This is a genomic window from Ectopseudomonas oleovorans, assembly GCF_003052605.1.
In the GTDB taxonomy this organism is placed as follows: Bacteria; Pseudomonadota; Gammaproteobacteria; order Pseudomonadales; family Pseudomonadaceae; genus Aquipseudomonas; species Aquipseudomonas oleovorans_A.
This window is the reverse complement of sequence record NZ_QASO01000078.1, coordinates 1-14338: the sequence shown is the minus strand read 5'-3', so window position 1 is coordinate 14338 and position 14338 is coordinate 1. Positions and strand designations below refer to the sequence as shown.

The following is a 14338-nucleotide window of genomic DNA, read 5'->3' as shown; positions in this document are numbered from 1 at the left end:
AACAACCGGGCTAAAGGCGCCGATTGTCATTGAAGCAGCCGCCCCCGGTCACGCAATAATTCCAACACTTGCGCTGCTACTCATAACAATAACGAGGTTCGCCATGTACGCCATCATCGGTGCAGGCCCCATGGGCCTGTGCACGGCTCGGCAATTGAAGAAGCACGGTATCGATTTCATCGGTTTCGAGCTGCACCGCGACGTTGGCGGCCTGTGGGATATCGATAACCCGCACAGCAGCATGTATCACTCGGCGCATCTGATTTCCTCCAAGGGCACCACCGAGTTCCGCGAGTTCCCCATGCGTGCCGAGGTGGCGCCCTACCCGCACCACAGCGAGATGCGCCGCTACTTTCGCGACTACGCCAGGCAGTTTCGTCTCTATGAGCATTACCAGTTCGATACCCGCGTGCTGCAGGTGCAACGCGAGCAAGATGGCTGGAAACTGATCAGCGAGCGCAACGGCGAGCAACACGAGTGGCGTTTCGACGGTGTGCTGATCGCCAACGGCACCCTGCATACGCCCAACCTGCCGCGCCTACCCGGTGATTTCTGCGGAGAGTTGTTGCATTCGAATGCCTACAAGAGCGCGGATATCTTCGCCGGCAAACGGGTGCTGGTGGTCGGCTGCGGCAACTCGGCCTGCGATATCGCCGTCGATGCCGTGCATCGCGCCGCCTCGGTCGACCTCTCGGTACGCCGTGGCTATCACTTCCTGCCCAAGTTCATCCTCGGCAAACCCACCGATACCTTCGGCGGAGCGATCAAGCTACCGCGCGTCTCAAACAGCTGGTCGACGGTCTGCTGGTGCGCGCCCTGGTCGGCAAACCCTCGCAGTACGGTCTGCCCGACCCGGACTACCGCCTGTACGAGTCGCATCCGGTGATGAACTCGCTGGTGCTGCACCATATCGGCCACGGCGACATCCGCCCTCGCGGCGACATCACGGCAGTGAGGGGGCAAAGCGTGACCTTCGCCAACGGCGAACAAGCCGAGTACAACCTGATCCTCATGGCCACCGGCTACAAGCTCGACTACCCCTTCATCGCCGCGACGAGTTGAACTGGCCGCAAGATACCGGTGCACCACAGCTGTATCTCAACGTATTCCACCCCGAGCACGACGACCTGTTCATGCTCGGCATGGTCGAGGCCTCCGGCCTGGGCTGGCAGGGGCGTGACGAGCAGGCGGAGCTGGTCAGCATGCTGGCGCAATTCGTGTTGCTGCCGGCGTTGACCTGCCTGGCTTGCTGGGCCCTGGCCATCGAGGCGCAACTGGCGCTGGGCATGACCCTGATCGCTGCCTGCCCAGGCGGCAGCTTCTCCAACATCATGACCTGGATGGCTCGCGGCAACGTCGCGCTGTCGGTGAGCATGACCGCCGTTTCCAGCGTCGTCGCCAGCGTGCTGACACCGCTCAACTTCGCCCTGTACGCCTGGCTCAATCCACATACGCGACCCTTGCTGACGCAGATCGAACTGGACCCGCTGAGTTTGCTGCTGCTCGTGCTGCTGGTGCTCGGCCTGCCTCTGCTGGCTGGCATTGGATCGGCCGGCGCTTCCCGCAACTGACGCTGAAAGTGGAAAAGCCCCTGCGTCTGTTCGCCTTGCTGGTAATGCTCGGTTTCGTCGCGCTGGCGTTCAGCCGCAACCTCGAGCAATTCACCCGACATTTCCATCTGTTCTTCTGGCTGGTAGTGGCGCACAACGCCCTGGCACTGAGCATTGGCTACCTCAGCGCACGCCTGAGCAGGCTATCGGTGGCCGACCGCCGCGCCCTGACGCTGGAAGTGGGCACCCAGAATTCGGCACTGGGCCTGGTGATCATCTTCACCTTCTTCCCACAGGCCAGCGGCATGCTGCTGATCGCGGCCTTCTGGGGTTGCTGGCATCTGGTGTCCGGCCTCAGCCTGGCCTGGCTGTAGTCACGCAGGCCGCCTGCAGCCGCTGCTGCACCGTTTCACCCGCCTTTCCGGCTGGCTGGCGAACAGGTGTTGCGCGGCCACTTCCGCTGGCAGACCTTGCCAGCGCCCTTCATCCTGCGCCTGGAAGGACTCAACGTGAATGCCTTCGAGGAATTCGGTGCCGGCGAGATCCTGCGCAATTTCAAGGACCCGGACGAGCCCTATGCCAAGGTCAAGGAGCCGGAATTTCGCGCTCTGTTCAAGAAGCAGGCAAAGGCCGTGCTGACCAAGGACCTGTGGCACCGCGACTTCTCCGATTGCTGGGTGACCGAATGCCTGGCCCCCAGCCTGGTCGGTAATAACTTCAAGCAACTGGGCCAGTCGCGCGGCCTGGATGCAGTAGACGCCTACTTCGAACTGGCCTGCCAGTACCGCGATGCGAGTGGTCAAACGCAACGATGCAGCGGTCGCGCTGACGATGATCAACTGTCGCATCGCCTATCACTGCTGCCTGGAATACCCGGATGATCTGGGCAAGGCACAGCACTACGGGCGCTTCCTGCCGGCGCGCGATGTATCGCCGCGCATGCGGCCTGCGCGCGCATTCGAGCCCGCCCCGGCGTCATGAGCCAATACACGTACGAGCTGCGGGGCTTATCGGTTACCATGTGTCTCCGCCTGATCAACCGCTAGAGACGCAGCATGTCGAACGCCTGGAGCCCCGAAAGCTGGAGGGCCAAGCCCATCCAACAGCAGCCTGAATACCCTGATGCCGCGCACCTGACTCGCGTCGAACAAACCCTGGCCGGCTACCCGCCGCTGGTGTTCGCCGGGGAGGCGCGCGAGCTGCGTCGCCAGTTCGCCGAGGTCACCCAGGGGCGCGCGTTCCTGCTGCAGGGCGGCGACTGCGCCGAGAGTTTCGCCGAGTTTTCCGCCGCGAAGATCCGCGACACCTTCAAGGTGCTGCTGCAGATGGCCATCGTCATGACCTTCGCCGCCGGCTGCCCGGTGGTCAAGGTCGGGCGCATGGCCGGCCAGTTCGCCAAGCCGCGCTCGTCCGGCAGCGAAACCATCGATGGCGTCACCCTGCCCGCTTACCGTGGCGACATCGTCAACGGTATCGGTTTCGACGTCGCCAGTCGCGTACCGGACCCGGAGCGCCTGCTGCAGGCCTATCATCAGGCCACCGCCAGCCTCAACCTGCTGCGCGCCTTCGCTCAGGGCGGCTTCGCCGACGTGCATCAGGTGCATCAGTGGAACCTCGATTTCATCGCCAACTCGGCGCTATCCGAGAAGTACCACCAGCTCGCCGGTCGCATCGACGAAACCCTGGCCTTCATGCGCGCCGTCGGCATGGACAGCGCACCGCAGCTGCGCGAAGTCAGCTTCTTCACCGCCCACGAAGCGCTGCTGCTGAACTATGAAGAAGCCTTCGTGCGTCGCGACAGCCTCACCGGTCGCTGGTATGACTGCTCCGCACACATGCTGTGGATCGGTGACCGCACCCGCCAGCTGGACGGCGCACACGTCGAATTCATGCGCGGCATCGAGAACCCCATCGGCGTCAAGGTCGGTCCGAGCATGGACCCGGACGAGCTGATCCGCCTGATCGACACCCTCAACCCGGACAACGATCCCGGTCGCCTCAACCTGATCGTGCGCATGGGCGCGGACAAGGTCGAGGCGCACTTCCCGCGCCTGCTGCGCAAGGTCAAGGAGGAAGGCCGCCAGGTGCTGTGGAGTTCCGACCCGATGCACGGCAACACCATCAAGGCCAGCAGCGGCTATAAGACCCGCGATTTCGCGCAGATCCTCAGCGAAGTCCGGCAGTTCTTCGCCGTACACCAGGCCGAAGGCACCTACGCCGGTGGCATCCATATCGAGATGACCGGGCAGAACGTCACCGAGTGCATCGGCGGCTCACGCCCGATCACCGAAGACGGCCTGTCAGACCGCTACCACACCCACTGCGACCCACGCATGAATGCCGACCAGTCTCTGGAACTGGCGTTCATGATCGCCGAAACGCTGAAGCAGGTACGCCGCTGACCCTCCGCGCCCTGGCCACTTGGCCAGGGCGCGAACCGGCTCGCACATCTTCTGTGCGGTGTCCGGCATAATGCTTTCCCATCGCGAGCACCGGACAGGTGCCCAAGCTACACCCAGCCGGAAAGGACTCGCGCCCCCCCAACAAGGACGATAAACCATGCAACTGCGCACCACCGTCTCCGCTTTCGCCTGTCCAGCGCCGTTCTGCTGACCGGCTGCCAGAACATGTCCCCCGACGCCATGCTGCAATCGGGCCTGATGGCCGTGCAGGCCGCGACCCTCAGCGACGCCGAAGTACGCAGCATGTCCGACCAGGCCTGCGCCGAAATGGATGCCGAAGCCAATATCTCCGGCCCGAACAACCCGTACAGCAAACGTCTGGACAAGATCGTCAACAACCTCGGCCATCAGATCAACGGCACGCCGATCACCTACAAGGTGTATCAGGCCGACGACGTCAACGCCTGGGCCATGGCCAACGGTTGCGCGCGCGTCTACAGCGGCCTGATGGACCTGATGACCGACAACAACGACGCAGAAGGCCTGGCTGGTCTACCGCAATGGCCAGTGCGAGCTGCAGGGCAAGCATGTCGGCTCGCCGATGTATAACTATTGCCCGATGCAGATGAACATCCAGCGCGTCGAGCAGTTGCTGCTGGAGAATGGCGGTTAACCGAGCAGCCCGCGCAGACTCACGCTCGGCGCCAACCACACCTCATCCAGGCCCGCGCACTGTGAATCGCCCAGCGCCAAGCGCGCCTCCTCGCTCAACACTACGTCCTCCAGATGCACGGCATGCACCGCCAGGCACCCGGTAGCGCGCTCGCTGCGCAGATCCACCCGCGCCAGCAGGCGTTCATGGTCAGAAACGGCAGCACGTAATAGCCATACACGCGCTTGCTCTGCGGGGTGTAGATCTCCAGCCGATAGCGGAAGCCCAGCAGTCGTTCGGTGCGCTCGCGTTCCCAGATCAGTGAATCGAACGGCGACAGCAACGCACTATGGCGAACACGCCGGGGAATGCGCGGCTCGCCCCGGCAGTAGGCCACCTGCCGCCAGCCCTGCACCGTGACAGGCAACAACTCGCCCGCCTCCACCAGTTCAGCGATACGGCGCTTGCTGTCACTGACGTCCAGCCGATAGTAGTCGCGCAAATCGCGCTCGGTCGCCACGCCCAGGGCATCGGCAGAACGCAGCAACAGGCGGCGCTGCGCCTCGTCGTCATCGAGGTCCGGGGGATTCAGCACATCCGCGGGAATGACCCGCTCCGGCAGGTCGTACAGCCTTTCAAAGCCGCGGCGCCCAGCCACAGTGACCAGACCTGCAGCGAACAGCCATTCCAGCGCCATTTTTTCCGCGCTCCAATCCCACCAGGGGCCGGCCTTCTCGGTACGTGAGGAAAGGCTGCCGGCGCCCAGTGCACCGAGCTCGCGCACGGACTGCAGCACGCTGTCTATTGCGTCGCGCCGCTCCACACCGAACTTCGCCAACTCGCGGTAAATGCCCTGCCCATCCGCCGCTCGGCGCATTCGCAAGCGCAGCAGCGGATAAAGCTCGAGTGGCAACAGCGAGGCTTCGTGCCCCCAGTATTCGAACAGGCGCCTGCGCCGCGCCCGGCCCCAGGCCAGTTCATCGAGGTGCTCGGCCTGGTAATGACCAAGACGGGAAAAAGTCGGCAGGTAGTGCGAGCGCACCAAGGCATTGACCGAGTCGATCTGCACCACGCCAAGGCGCTCGATCTGCGCCTGCAGCTGCTTGTGGGCGATGGCGCCGCGTGGGGTACGGCCGAACCCCTGAGCAGCCAGAGCCAGGCGGCGGGCTTCGGCGAGAGAAAGTGAGAGCGTCATGGCGACCAGCCTATCAGGCAGTTTGGCTGCCGACGAGTTCAGGCCGGCGCGGCGAACGCGTGGCGAAAGGTGAAGGCCTGCACCGTCGCGCCATACTCGCGCAGATGAGCCAGGCGCTCAGCGGCCTCGACCACGCTCGGCCGATGCTCGGCGGGCACCCACCACAGCACCTGGTGCGCCTGCTCGACACGCTCGAACCATTCGCGACGGCGCTTGAGCATCTCGGTATGTGCCGATTTGTAGACGTAATCGCCGAGCGACTGCACGTCCTGCCAAAGCGACATGTTGACCCACACCTCGTCACCGAACGGACGGATTGCCGTGGCATCGCCCGCCTCGTCCTGCAAACGCCAGACATAGCCGGGCGAGCCTTCAGCCAGTGCATTGATACGCTCCAGATTGGCGACGAAGTCAGCCATCTCCGCTGAGAGTCTGTGAAGATTTCCGAGAAATGCTTTTGGTATAATTCTTGCGTCCCGGCCACGATCTCGTAACCCTGCCATGAAAGCTCACGCACGCGTGATTTTGCCCAACCGCACCCAGATGGAGTTTCGCGCCAGCGACCTCGAGTCGCTGCTGCCGGAAGGTCATCGGGCGCGGCTGGTGTGGTCGTATGTTGCCGGGCAGGATCTGGCGCGCTTCTATGAGCGGATCCGGGTGCGTGAGGGCGGGGTTGGTCGGGCGGCGATTGCGCCGGAGATTCTGTTGTCGCTGTGGCTTTACGCGACGCTCGACGGGGTGGGCAGCGCGCGCGAGGTGGCGCGCCTGACCGATGCGCATGATGCGTATCGTTGGCTGTGCGGCGGGGTGCAGGTCAATTACCACACGCTGTCGGACTTTCGGAAGGATCACGGCGAGGCGCTCGACGAGTTGCTCAGCGCTAATGTGGCAACGCTCATTGCCGCCGGGGTGGTGAAGCTGCGCCAGGTGGCGCAGGATGGCATGCGGGTGCGGGCCAGTGCGGGGGCGGGATCGTTCCGGCGCGAGGACAAGCTCGCGGGCTACCTGGAGGCGGCCCGCGAGCGGGTCGCGCAGCTCAAGGCCGAGCTTGAAGCCGACCCGGGCAGGGCCGAGCGGGCTCGTCAGGCGGCGCGGCTGCGCGCGGCCCGTGAGCGCGAGACCCGGGTGGCCGAGGCGCTGGCGCGCTTGCCCGAACTCGAAGCGATCAAGCGCCGCCAGGGCAAGGCGGCCGATCAGGCGCGCGCCTCGACGACCGATGCCCAGGCGACGGTCATGAAGATGGGCGACGGCGGGTTTCGGCCTGCGTACAACCCGCAGTTGGCCAGCGATGTCGACTCGCTGGTGATTGTGGGCGTCGAGGTGGCCACGATTGGAAGCGACCAGGGTCAGATGGTGCCGATGATCGAGCAGGTGCGCGAGCGTTGCGGTCAGACGCCCGAGGCCTGGCTGGTCGATGGCGGCTTTGTGGGTCACGAGCAGGTCGAACAGGCCAGCGCGCACACCACGGTGTATGGGCCGGTGCCGGCGGCCAAGGACAAGGCGGTGGACCCACACCAGCCCAAGCCCGACGACAGTCCTGGCGTGGCGGCATGGCGCGCGCGCATGGGGACCGATGAGGCCAAGGCGATCTACAAGAACCGCGCCGCAACCGCCGAATGCGTCAATGCCCACAGCCGCAACCGGGGACTCCAGCAGTTCCGCGTGCGCGGACTGGCCAAGGTCAAGTGCGTGGTCCTGTTCTTTGCCTTGGCCCACAACCTGATGCGGATGGCCAGCCTCGCGCCGGAGATGCTTGCCTTCGGGAAAGGTGCGTCTGCAGTGTCCGGAATCGGGGCTTGAGCGTACGAAACGGCGAAAAACGACCCGAAAAACCAGATAACGCGAGTGCCTTCATGCTGAACAGATCATCTGACCGCCACAGCGATCACAAACCCACTCGCGCCCCCTTCGGCGGGCGTGACCGAAAAGCTCACAAGCTCTGACTCCAGCGACGCCTTCATCCAGGCAATGTTCAGTTGGGCCAAGTGATAAGCGGACAATTTCCAGCCTCCATGCGTCAGGGTTGCTGCGGCAGGCCACGCCAGCCGGACAGACGTCGACGCAACCAGGCCTCGCTGCTGACCAGGGTGATGCCCGACAGCACCAGCGCCGCGCCAATGATGAAGTTCAGGGTCAGCGGTTCGTCCAGCACCAGCACGCCGAAGGTGACGCCAAACAGCGGGGTCATGAAGGAGAACACTGCCATGTTCGAAGCCAGGTAGCGGCGCAGCAGCCAGAACCAGGTCAAGTAGGTGAAGAATGACACCACCACGCCCTGCAGCAGAATGCTGGCGATGGCCACAGGCGTCCAACGCAGCTGGGACAAGTCCACCACCACCAGCGCGTACGCCAGCAGCAGCACGAACGCCACCGCTAACTGATAGAACAGGGTCAACCCGGCCGGCGCTTCGGACAGGCGCGAACCCCGCACGACTACCGTGGTCGCGCCCCAGGCCATGCCGGCGCACAGCCCCAGCGCATCGCCCAGCAGCATACCGGCATCGACCTCAGCCCAATTGCCACCGACACCAAATGCCATCACTACACCGCCGAAACACAAGGTGATACCCAGCCACTGCAGGCGTCGCAAGCGCTCGCTGGGCAACAGAAAGTGCAGCCCAAGCGCCGAGAAGATCGGCGCGGTGTAGAGAAATACCGCCATATGCGAAGCCGTGGTGTAGCGCAGGCCAAGGGCGATGAAGAAGAACTCCAGTGCGAACAACACGCCCGCCAGCAGTCCAGCCAGCCACGTCGAGCTGACCCATTCGCGCCATCCGCGCTGCCACAGCAAGAGCAAGCCGACCAGCACGGCGGCGATGCCGGAGCGCAAGGCCACCTGCAGCATGGGCGCGATATCGCCCGCCGCCAGCTTGATTGCCACCTGCTGGCTACCCCAGATGGCGCATAACAACAGCATCAGTTGGAACAGGAAAAAATCGGCGCCCTTGCGTACCGCGGTCATTCAACAACTCCTGTCATGTACCACTCTCTTTCTCAGCGGGTAATCCCAGAACGGCCGTTCGGCCTCCTGCAACACATCGGCGCGGGACAGTCCCAGGTCCTTCAATGCAGCATCATTCAGTTGCGCCAGCTGTGCCCGCTTGTGAGCCAGTTGACGCCAGCGCCGCAGCATACGCCATACGCCGACCAGTGACGGCAACCGTTCGAAGTGGATGGCCTGAGCCAACGCATAACCTTTCTGACCTTTCATCTTTTCGCCCTCCCTGTGGGGTTGGCGTCAGTGTCGGGCCCAGCTTTAGATCAATCCAGCGAATGTTTCTTATGGCATCCATCTCGAGGATTGATGAATGGCCTTCCACCCCAGTATTGATGCCGAATTGCTGCGCAACTTCGTTGCCATCGCCGACACCGGCGGTTTCACCCGCGCCGCAGAAACGGTCAATCGCACCCAGTCAGCCGTGAGCATGCAGATAAAGCGGCTGGAGGAAGACGTGGTGCAACGCCCGTTGTTCGAGCGCGACGGCCGTCAGGTGCGGCTGACGCCCGAGGGCCAGGTGCTGCTGGGTTATGCGCGGCGCATCCTCAAGCTGCATGGCGAGGTACTCAACACCCTGCGCGAGCCGCATATGGTCAGTGTCGTGCGCATCGGCACGCCGGACGACTACGTGATGCGCTTTCTGCCGAAGATTCTCTCGCGCTTCGCCCAGGCCTATCCGCTGGTGCAGGTGGAAGTGCATTGCGAGCCTTCGGGACAACTGCTGCTGCGCCAGGATCTGGACCTGACCATCGTCACCCGCCAGCCCGACAAGGAGATCGACCAACTGCTGCGCCAGGAGCGCTTCGCCTGGGCCATGGCCCAGGGCTTCTGCCCACATGAACAGAACCCCATGCCACTGGCCATGTTCAACGCCGAGTGTTTCTGCCGCGAATGGGCCTGCAACGCGCTGGATGCGATGAGCCGTCCCTACCGCATCGCCTACACCAGCCCCAGCCTCTCGGCGATCTTCGCCGTGGTGCGCGCGGGCCTCGCGGTCACTGCGCAACTGCAAAGCCTGATCACCCCCGACCTGCGCATCCTCGGCGAAGCCGAAGGCCTGCAGCTGCTGCCGCTGACCAGCATCGTGCTGCTGAGCAACGACAGCAGCCAGTCACCCGTCACCGAATGCCTGGCCGAGCATATCGTCTATGGTTTTCGCCTATAGGCGGCCACCCGACTCCAGCGCGAGCAGCAGTGCACAGAGCAGCAGGAAGCCACAGAACAGGCTGCGCAGCAGACGCTCCGGCAGCGAATGGGCCAGGCGTACGCCCCAACTGATGCTGAGCAGGCCACCCACCGCCAACGGCACGCCCATCCACCAGTTGACGTGATCATGCAGCGCGTAGGTGAACAGCGTGACGCCGGTGCTGGGCAGCGCCAGCGACAGCGATAACCCCTGCGCTACCACCTGGGTGGTGCCGAATACGCTGGTCAGCACTGGCGTAGCCACCACCGCGCCGCCCACGCCAAACAGCCCGCCCATGGCGCCGGACACCCCGCCCAGCACGCCAAACCAGCCCCAGTGATGACGCAACTCGCCACTGGCCGGCCCCTGAGCCATCAGCATGCGCAGCAGGTTGTATGCCGCCAGGGCCAGCAGGAAACCGACGAAAGCCCAGCGCATGGTGCGCGAGTCCACTTCTACTGCATACAACGAGGCCAGCCAGGCACAGAAGAAGCTGGTGACACCGAGCAGCAACGCATAGCGCAGATCGATGCGATTGCGCTGATGGTATCGCCAGATCGCCAGCATCACGTTCGGCACCACCATCACCAGCGCGGTGCCCTGAGCCAACTGCTGATCCAGCCCGAAAACGATGCCCAACACCGGAATGGCGATCAGCCCGCCGCCAATGCCAAATAACCCGCCCAGAGTCCCCAGGCCCAGGCCGAGCAATAGATTGAGCAACAGGTCGAACAGATTCATGACACCTCCAGACAGTGGGCGCATGTTAAGCAGCCACGGCTAGCGTGGAAACGCACAGCAGCGCACAATGGCTTTGCTTATCTCACATAAGAAGGCTGCCATGAACCCCGATGCACTGACCGACCAGTTGGAGCTCTTTCTCGACGTGCTGGAGACCGGCAGCTTCTCCGCAGCGGCAAGGCGCCATCCGCTCACGCCCTCGGCAGTGGCACGGCGCATCGACGCCCTGGAGCGCGCCATGGGCAGCAGTCTGTTCAGTCGCACCACTCATGCGGTACGCGTCACCCCGGCGGGCCTGGCGTTCGCCGAGCGCGCCAGGCGTATCCTTGCCGAGCTGCACCTGGCCCGCGCCGAAGCGGTGTCGTTGAGCAGTGCACCGGAAGGCCTGATTCGCATCGACGCCCCCTCACCCTTTGGGCGCCGCCACTTGGCTCCGGCGATTGCCGAGTTCCTGCGCGCAAACCCCGGCCTGGACGTGCAACTACGCCTGATCGACAGCTTCATCGACCTGCAGGGCGAACACCTGGGTGAGGTGGATATCGTCGTGCGTATTGGCCCCCTACCCGACAGCCGCCTGGTGGCCACGCCGCTGGCGTCGATGACGCGCATCGTCTGCGCCAGCCCGGAGTATCTGCGTCGACGCGGCATTCCCCGCAGCCCACTGGAGCTGGAACAGCACGACGGCCTCGATTGGGACAGCCTGGCGCCACCCTACGCCTGGCGCTTCGAAGTCGACGGCAAACTGCAGTTGTGCAAGCCCAAGCGCCTGCGCCAGACCAGCAACAACGCCGAAACCCTGCTGTTCAGCGCCCTCGCCGGCCTTGGCGTGGCCCACCTGCCCACCTGGATGAGCAGCGAGCATCTGCAACGTGGCGAGCTGATCCCGCTGTTCTGCGAACAGGGCCTGCCACCCGTCGAGCCGGTGAGCATCTACGCCCTGCGCCTGGAGCGCGAGGCCAGCCAGCGGACACGCCTGCTGCTGAGTTTCCTGAAGCAGCGCTTCGGCTTTCCGCCGCCCTGGGATCAGGCACTGCAAACCAGCCTGGCCATCCCACAGCAGTAAGATCATGACCCTAGGGCGCGCCGCGCGCACCACGAAAACCGCCGCGTGACAGCCACAAAAAACCCGGCACCTAGGCCGGGTTTCTCGTGCAGCTTAGGTTCAGGCCGGAGCCTGGGTGCGGCCCTTGTAGGAACCGTCACGGGTATCGATCTCGATCCAGTCGTCGATGTCGACGAACTCGGCAACCTTGATCTCGGTACCGTTGCGCAGCTTGGCAGGCTTCATGACCTTGCCGGAAGTGTCGCCACGAGCAGCGTTCTCGGTGTAGACAACCTGACGCACGATGGTGGTCGGCAGATCGACGGAGATCACCTTGCCTTCGAAGAACACGGCTTCGCAGACATCGTTCATGCCTTCTTCAATGAACGGCAGAACGCTTTCCAGATCTTCGGCGCGCAGCTCGTAGGAGTTGTACTCCGGATCCATGAATACATAGTCCTCACCGCTGATGTAGGACAGATTCACTTCCTTGCGCTCGAGAATCACCGGCTCCATCTTGTCGTCGGCTTTGTAGACGGTCTCGGTCTTGGAACCGTTGAGCAGGTTCTTCAGCTTCATCTTGACGATGGCGCTGTTACGTCCGGACTTGGTGAACTCGGCCTTCTGGATCAGCCACGGCTGGCCATCGATCAGGGCCACGCTGTTGACTCTCATTTCTTGTGCAGTTTTCATGCGAATATCCGAAATATGCGGGAGGTACAGAAATCTAGGCCGCGTATAATAGCCAATTTAGGTAAAACTGTTCCAGCGTCGTGGCAAGATCCGACCGAGTGGCCTGATCGTCACACCATTGCTCGGCGTGTCGCTGCAGTACCGGCCATACCTCGAGAAGCGCAGGCCAGGCCGTTTCCATCCCTTCCCCCGCATTCCAGGCTCGCCAGAATTCAGCCTGAACGGCAGCGGCTTCAGGCATCAGATCGGCGTTATAAATCGCCAGAAACGCCTCAAGTTTGTCCCAGTGCGCCCGTTCCTCCTGCGGGTAGATGTGCCAGAGCAGCGGCCGCCCCGCCCATTGCGCTCGCACGAAGGAGTCCTCGCCACGCACCGCGTTGAGGTCGCAGCACCACAACAGGCGGTCGTAGTCATCCTGCGCCACGAAAGGCAGCACATGGATCAGCAGATTGCCGCGCCGCCGCTGATCACCAGGCAACAACTGCGCCTCGCCCAGCCAGGCCTGCAGATCCGCCAAAACCTTGCCCTGCGGCACCAGCAATTGAGTCGACTGCGAATCGGCTGCCAGCGCATCAAGCCAGCCCGCCACCCCCGCATTTTCATAAGCGAACAACGAAATCAGTCGCGCCCCGGCTTCCCTTATCACGCCAAGCGACTGCAGGAACGCCTGCTGCGCCTGCGCGTCAGCCTGAAAGGAACGCCGCCTCGCCAACAGATCGGCTTCGCGCAGCAAACCGCCCGTGCCCTCCACGAATCCAGGGAAGAAAAAGAATTTTTGCAAGCCTCCAGGCTGCGGCGATGGTAGGCCATGGCAGCCTGCCACCCAGTCCTCGGCACTGAGGTATTCCAGATTCAGCCACAAGCGGCGCGTGCCGCTGGCCACCATCGCCTCGATATAGGCAGACGGCAATTGACAGGCGAAGGCCTCGATCACTACCTGCGCAGGCTCAACCGCAGGGAACGGCTCACGCCACTGGTGCACCTCGACACCGCTCCAGCGTTGCCATTCAGCATCGACACTGGCCTCGGGACACAAGCGTACGAAGGCGCCCAACTCGTCGATCCACAGGCGCACAACATGCCCCTGCTCGGCCGCCAGTTGCCGGGCCAGCCGCCAAGTCACGCCGATATCACCGTAGTTGTCGACCACGCTGCAGAAGATGTCCCACCTGGCCACACTGCGCTCCTTCGGAAAATGATCGCCATTCTAACCGGCGAACAAGAAAAAGCCCGCCAGAGGCGGGCCAAGGGGAGCGCTGGAGCGAGCGCGGGGTAAAACAGTGAGTCAGGCCAGCAGCGAATCGCCCTCACGACGAATAGCGCTGCTGAGCATCCAGACCGCCTGGCAAGCCAGCGCAGCCTCGCGGGAGGCGAAGGGGCCGGCTTTCGGCTGGCCGTCCACAATCACCAGCCAGCACGCCATGTGACCGTCGGAGCGGAGCTCAGCCGGCACCGCACTACCAACCAGGGAAACCACATCGATACGGGACATCATGACCTCCAATCCAACTCAAACTCTGTTGGGCTCAACATTAGGCCGATGCCGCGCTAGACAGAAATCAGTGCTCTCGATAGTGACCATGGATATTGCCAATGGCAGCAGCGCAGGCGCCGACACAAGCTGCGCCATGCACCTGACAGGCAGAGTGGCCACGCAATCGGCATAGGGGGCAGTTCTGATGAACTGCGCCCCTGCCACACCACCCGGCATGCGGGTCCGCACCGGGCGGTTCGAGGGATTGAGGTTATGAGAGTCGGGCTAATCCCAGGCGGTCGAACCAGGCCAGGTTCAACACCCTATTGAGTAGCTTGCCGCTGTTGCACCACCAGCGCCGGCTGTTGGCCGCCACCCGTTGTGCCACTGTACGACTTGCCCCCA

General features: G+C 63.5%; 14 protein-coding genes and 4 pseudogenes. 9 read left to right on the top strand and 9 right to left on the bottom strand.

What is annotated here, in order from left to right; all coding sequences use genetic code 11:
* Positions 1–103: 103 nt before the first annotated feature.
* The 6 genes and pseudogenes from DBO86_RS13210 to DBO86_RS26250 form a co-directional block, all read left to right on the top strand.
* Positions 104–1205: pseudogene (locus tag DBO86_RS13210) on the top strand (flavin-containing monooxygenase); the annotation flags it as partial.
* Positions 1197–1924, top strand: a pseudogene (locus DBO86_RS26035) (bile acid:sodium symporter family protein); the annotation flags it as partial. The pseudogenes DBO86_RS13210 and DBO86_RS26035, both read left to right, overlap by 9 nt.
* A gap of 66 nt (positions 1925–1990) precedes the next feature.
* Positions 1991–2431 (top strand): hypothetical protein, encoded by a 441-nt coding sequence (locus DBO86_RS13205; protein WP_208630442.1) that lies wholly within the window; start codon positions 1991–1993, stop codon positions 2429–2431.
* Positions 2432–2605: 174 nt separating this feature from the next.
* Positions 2606–3952, top strand: coding sequence for a class II 3-deoxy-7-phosphoheptulonate synthase (locus DBO86_RS13200; RefSeq protein ID WP_108233891.1), 1347 nt, complete (start codon positions 2606–2608; stop codon positions 3950–3952).
* Between the two features lie 225 nt (positions 3953–4177).
* Entirely contained in the window at positions 4178–4561 is a 384-nt protein-coding gene (locus DBO86_RS26255; protein WP_242408915.1) for a M48 family metalloprotease, read from the top strand.
* Complete coding sequence (locus DBO86_RS26250) at positions 4527–4625, top strand: hypothetical protein (RefSeq protein ID WP_242408929.1); 99 nt, start codon at positions 4527–4529, stop codon at positions 4623–4625. Before DBO86_RS26255 ends, DBO86_RS26250 begins: the two co-directional genes overlap by 35 nt.
* Here the strand turns inward: DBO86_RS26250 and DBO86_RS13190 are convergent.
* Both DBO86_RS13190 and DBO86_RS13185 read right to left on the bottom strand, forming a co-directional pair.
* Positions 4622–5799: pseudogene (locus DBO86_RS13190) on the bottom strand (winged helix-turn-helix domain-containing protein). The gene DBO86_RS26250 and the pseudogene DBO86_RS13190 sit on opposite strands and share 4 nt — an antisense overlap.
* Before the next feature lie 38 nt (positions 5800–5837).
* Positions 5838–6266 carry a DUF3291 domain-containing protein gene (locus DBO86_RS13185; RefSeq protein WP_108233910.1) on the bottom strand — a complete coding sequence of 143 codons (429 nt, stop codon included), beginning with the start codon at positions 6264–6266 and terminating at the stop codon, positions 5838–5840.
* A 34-nt stretch (positions 6267–6300) separates the two neighbouring features.
* On the opposite strand from DBO86_RS13185, the gene DBO86_RS13175 reads away from it, so the two are divergent.
* Complete coding sequence (locus DBO86_RS13175; protein WP_003459923.1) at positions 6301–7599, top strand: IS1182-like element ISPst13 family transposase; 1299 nt, start codon at positions 6301–6303, stop codon at positions 7597–7599.
* A 217-nt stretch (positions 7600–7816) separates the two neighbouring features.
* Here the strand turns inward: DBO86_RS13175 and DBO86_RS13170 are convergent, their stop codons facing one another.
* Both DBO86_RS13170 and DBO86_RS13165 read right to left on the bottom strand, forming a co-directional pair.
* Positions 7817–8761, bottom strand: a complete 945-nt coding sequence (locus DBO86_RS13170) for a DMT family transporter (RefSeq protein WP_074858778.1) — start codon at positions 8759–8761, stop codon at positions 7817–7819.
* Positions 8762–9010: a DUF1127 domain-containing protein gene (locus DBO86_RS13165; protein WP_084341809.1), complete on the bottom strand. Its 249-nt coding sequence runs from the start codon at positions 9008–9010 to the stop codon at positions 8762–8764. It abuts the gene before it with no gap.
* Between the two features lie 97 nt (positions 9011–9107).
* Between DBO86_RS13165 and DBO86_RS13160 the strand changes: the two genes are divergently transcribed.
* Positions 9108–9962, top strand: coding sequence for a LysR family transcriptional regulator (locus tag DBO86_RS13160; RefSeq protein WP_108233890.1), 855 nt, complete (start codon positions 9108–9110; stop codon positions 9960–9962).
* Here the strand turns inward: DBO86_RS13160 and DBO86_RS13155 are convergent.
* Positions 9957–10724 (bottom strand): sulfite exporter TauE/SafE family protein, encoded by a 768-nt coding sequence (locus tag DBO86_RS13155; protein WP_074858788.1) that lies wholly within the window; start codon positions 10722–10724, stop codon positions 9957–9959. The two genes, DBO86_RS13160 and DBO86_RS13155, sit on opposite strands and share 6 nt — an antisense overlap.
* A 100-nt stretch (positions 10725–10824) precedes the next feature.
* Between DBO86_RS13155 and DBO86_RS13150 the strand changes: the two genes are divergently transcribed.
* The gene (locus DBO86_RS13150) at positions 10825–11787 is read left to right on the top strand and encodes a LysR family transcriptional regulator (protein WP_108233889.1); all 963 of its coding nucleotides are present in this window, start codon (positions 10825–10827) and stop codon (positions 11785–11787) included.
* 99 nt (positions 11788–11886) lie between these two features.
* Here the strand turns inward: DBO86_RS13150 and efp are convergent, their stop codons facing one another.
* From efp to DBO86_RS26695, 4 genes and pseudogenes are all read right to left on the bottom strand, one after another.
* The gene (gene efp, locus DBO86_RS13145; RefSeq protein WP_074858794.1) at positions 11887–12459 is read right to left on the bottom strand and encodes an elongation factor P; all 573 of its coding nucleotides are present in this window, start codon (positions 12457–12459) and stop codon (positions 11887–11889) included.
* A 34-nt stretch (positions 12460–12493) separates the two neighbouring features.
* Positions 12494–13636 (bottom strand): elongation factor P maturation arginine rhamnosyltransferase EarP, encoded by a 1143-nt coding sequence (gene earP, locus DBO86_RS13140; RefSeq protein WP_074858797.1) that lies wholly within the window; start codon positions 13634–13636, stop codon positions 12494–12496.
* A 108-nt stretch (positions 13637–13744) separates the two neighbouring features.
* Positions 13745–13951 carry a hypothetical protein gene (locus DBO86_RS13135; protein ID WP_108233888.1) on the bottom strand — a complete coding sequence of 69 codons (207 nt, stop codon included), beginning with the start codon at positions 13949–13951 and terminating at the stop codon, positions 13745–13747.
* Between the two features lie 253 nt (positions 13952–14204).
* A pseudogene (locus DBO86_RS26695) lies at positions 14205–14338 on the bottom strand (group II intron reverse transcriptase/maturase); the annotation flags it as partial.

Coding starts and splice junctions, on each gene's coding strand:
- DBO86_RS13135 (WP_108233888.1), bottom strand. CDS start 13,951: ATGTCCCGTATCGATGTGGTTTCCCTGGTTGGTAGTGCGGTGCCGGCT.
- DBO86_RS13150 (WP_108233889.1), top strand. CDS start 10,825: ATGAACCCCGATGCACTGACCGACCAGTTGGAGCTCTTTCTCGACGTG.
- DBO86_RS13170 (WP_074858778.1), bottom strand. CDS start 8,761: ATGACCGCGGTACGCAAGGGCGCCGATTTTTTCCTGTTCCAACTGATG.
- DBO86_RS13200 (WP_108233891.1), top strand. CDS start 2,606: ATGTCGAACGCCTGGAGCCCCGAAAGCTGGAGGGCCAAGCCCATCCAA.
- DBO86_RS26255 (WP_242408915.1), top strand. CDS start 4,178: ATGTCCCCCGACGCCATGCTGCAATCGGGCCTGATGGCCGTGCAGGCC.
- DBO86_RS13165 (WP_084341809.1), bottom strand. CDS start 9,010: ATGAAAGGTCAGAAAGGTTATGCGTTGGCTCAGGCCATCCACTTCGAA.
- DBO86_RS13160 (WP_108233890.1), top strand. CDS start 9,108: ATGGCCTTCCACCCCAGTATTGATGCCGAATTGCTGCGCAACTTCGTT.
- DBO86_RS13175 (WP_003459923.1), top strand. CDS start 6,301: ATGAAAGCTCACGCACGCGTGATTTTGCCCAACCGCACCCAGATGGAG.
- efp (WP_074858794.1), bottom strand. CDS start 12,459: ATGAAAACTGCACAAGAAATGAGAGTCAACAGCGTGGCCCTGATCGAT.
- DBO86_RS13155 (WP_074858788.1), bottom strand. CDS start 10,724: ATGAATCTGTTCGACCTGTTGCTCAATCTATTGCTCGGCCTGGGCCTG.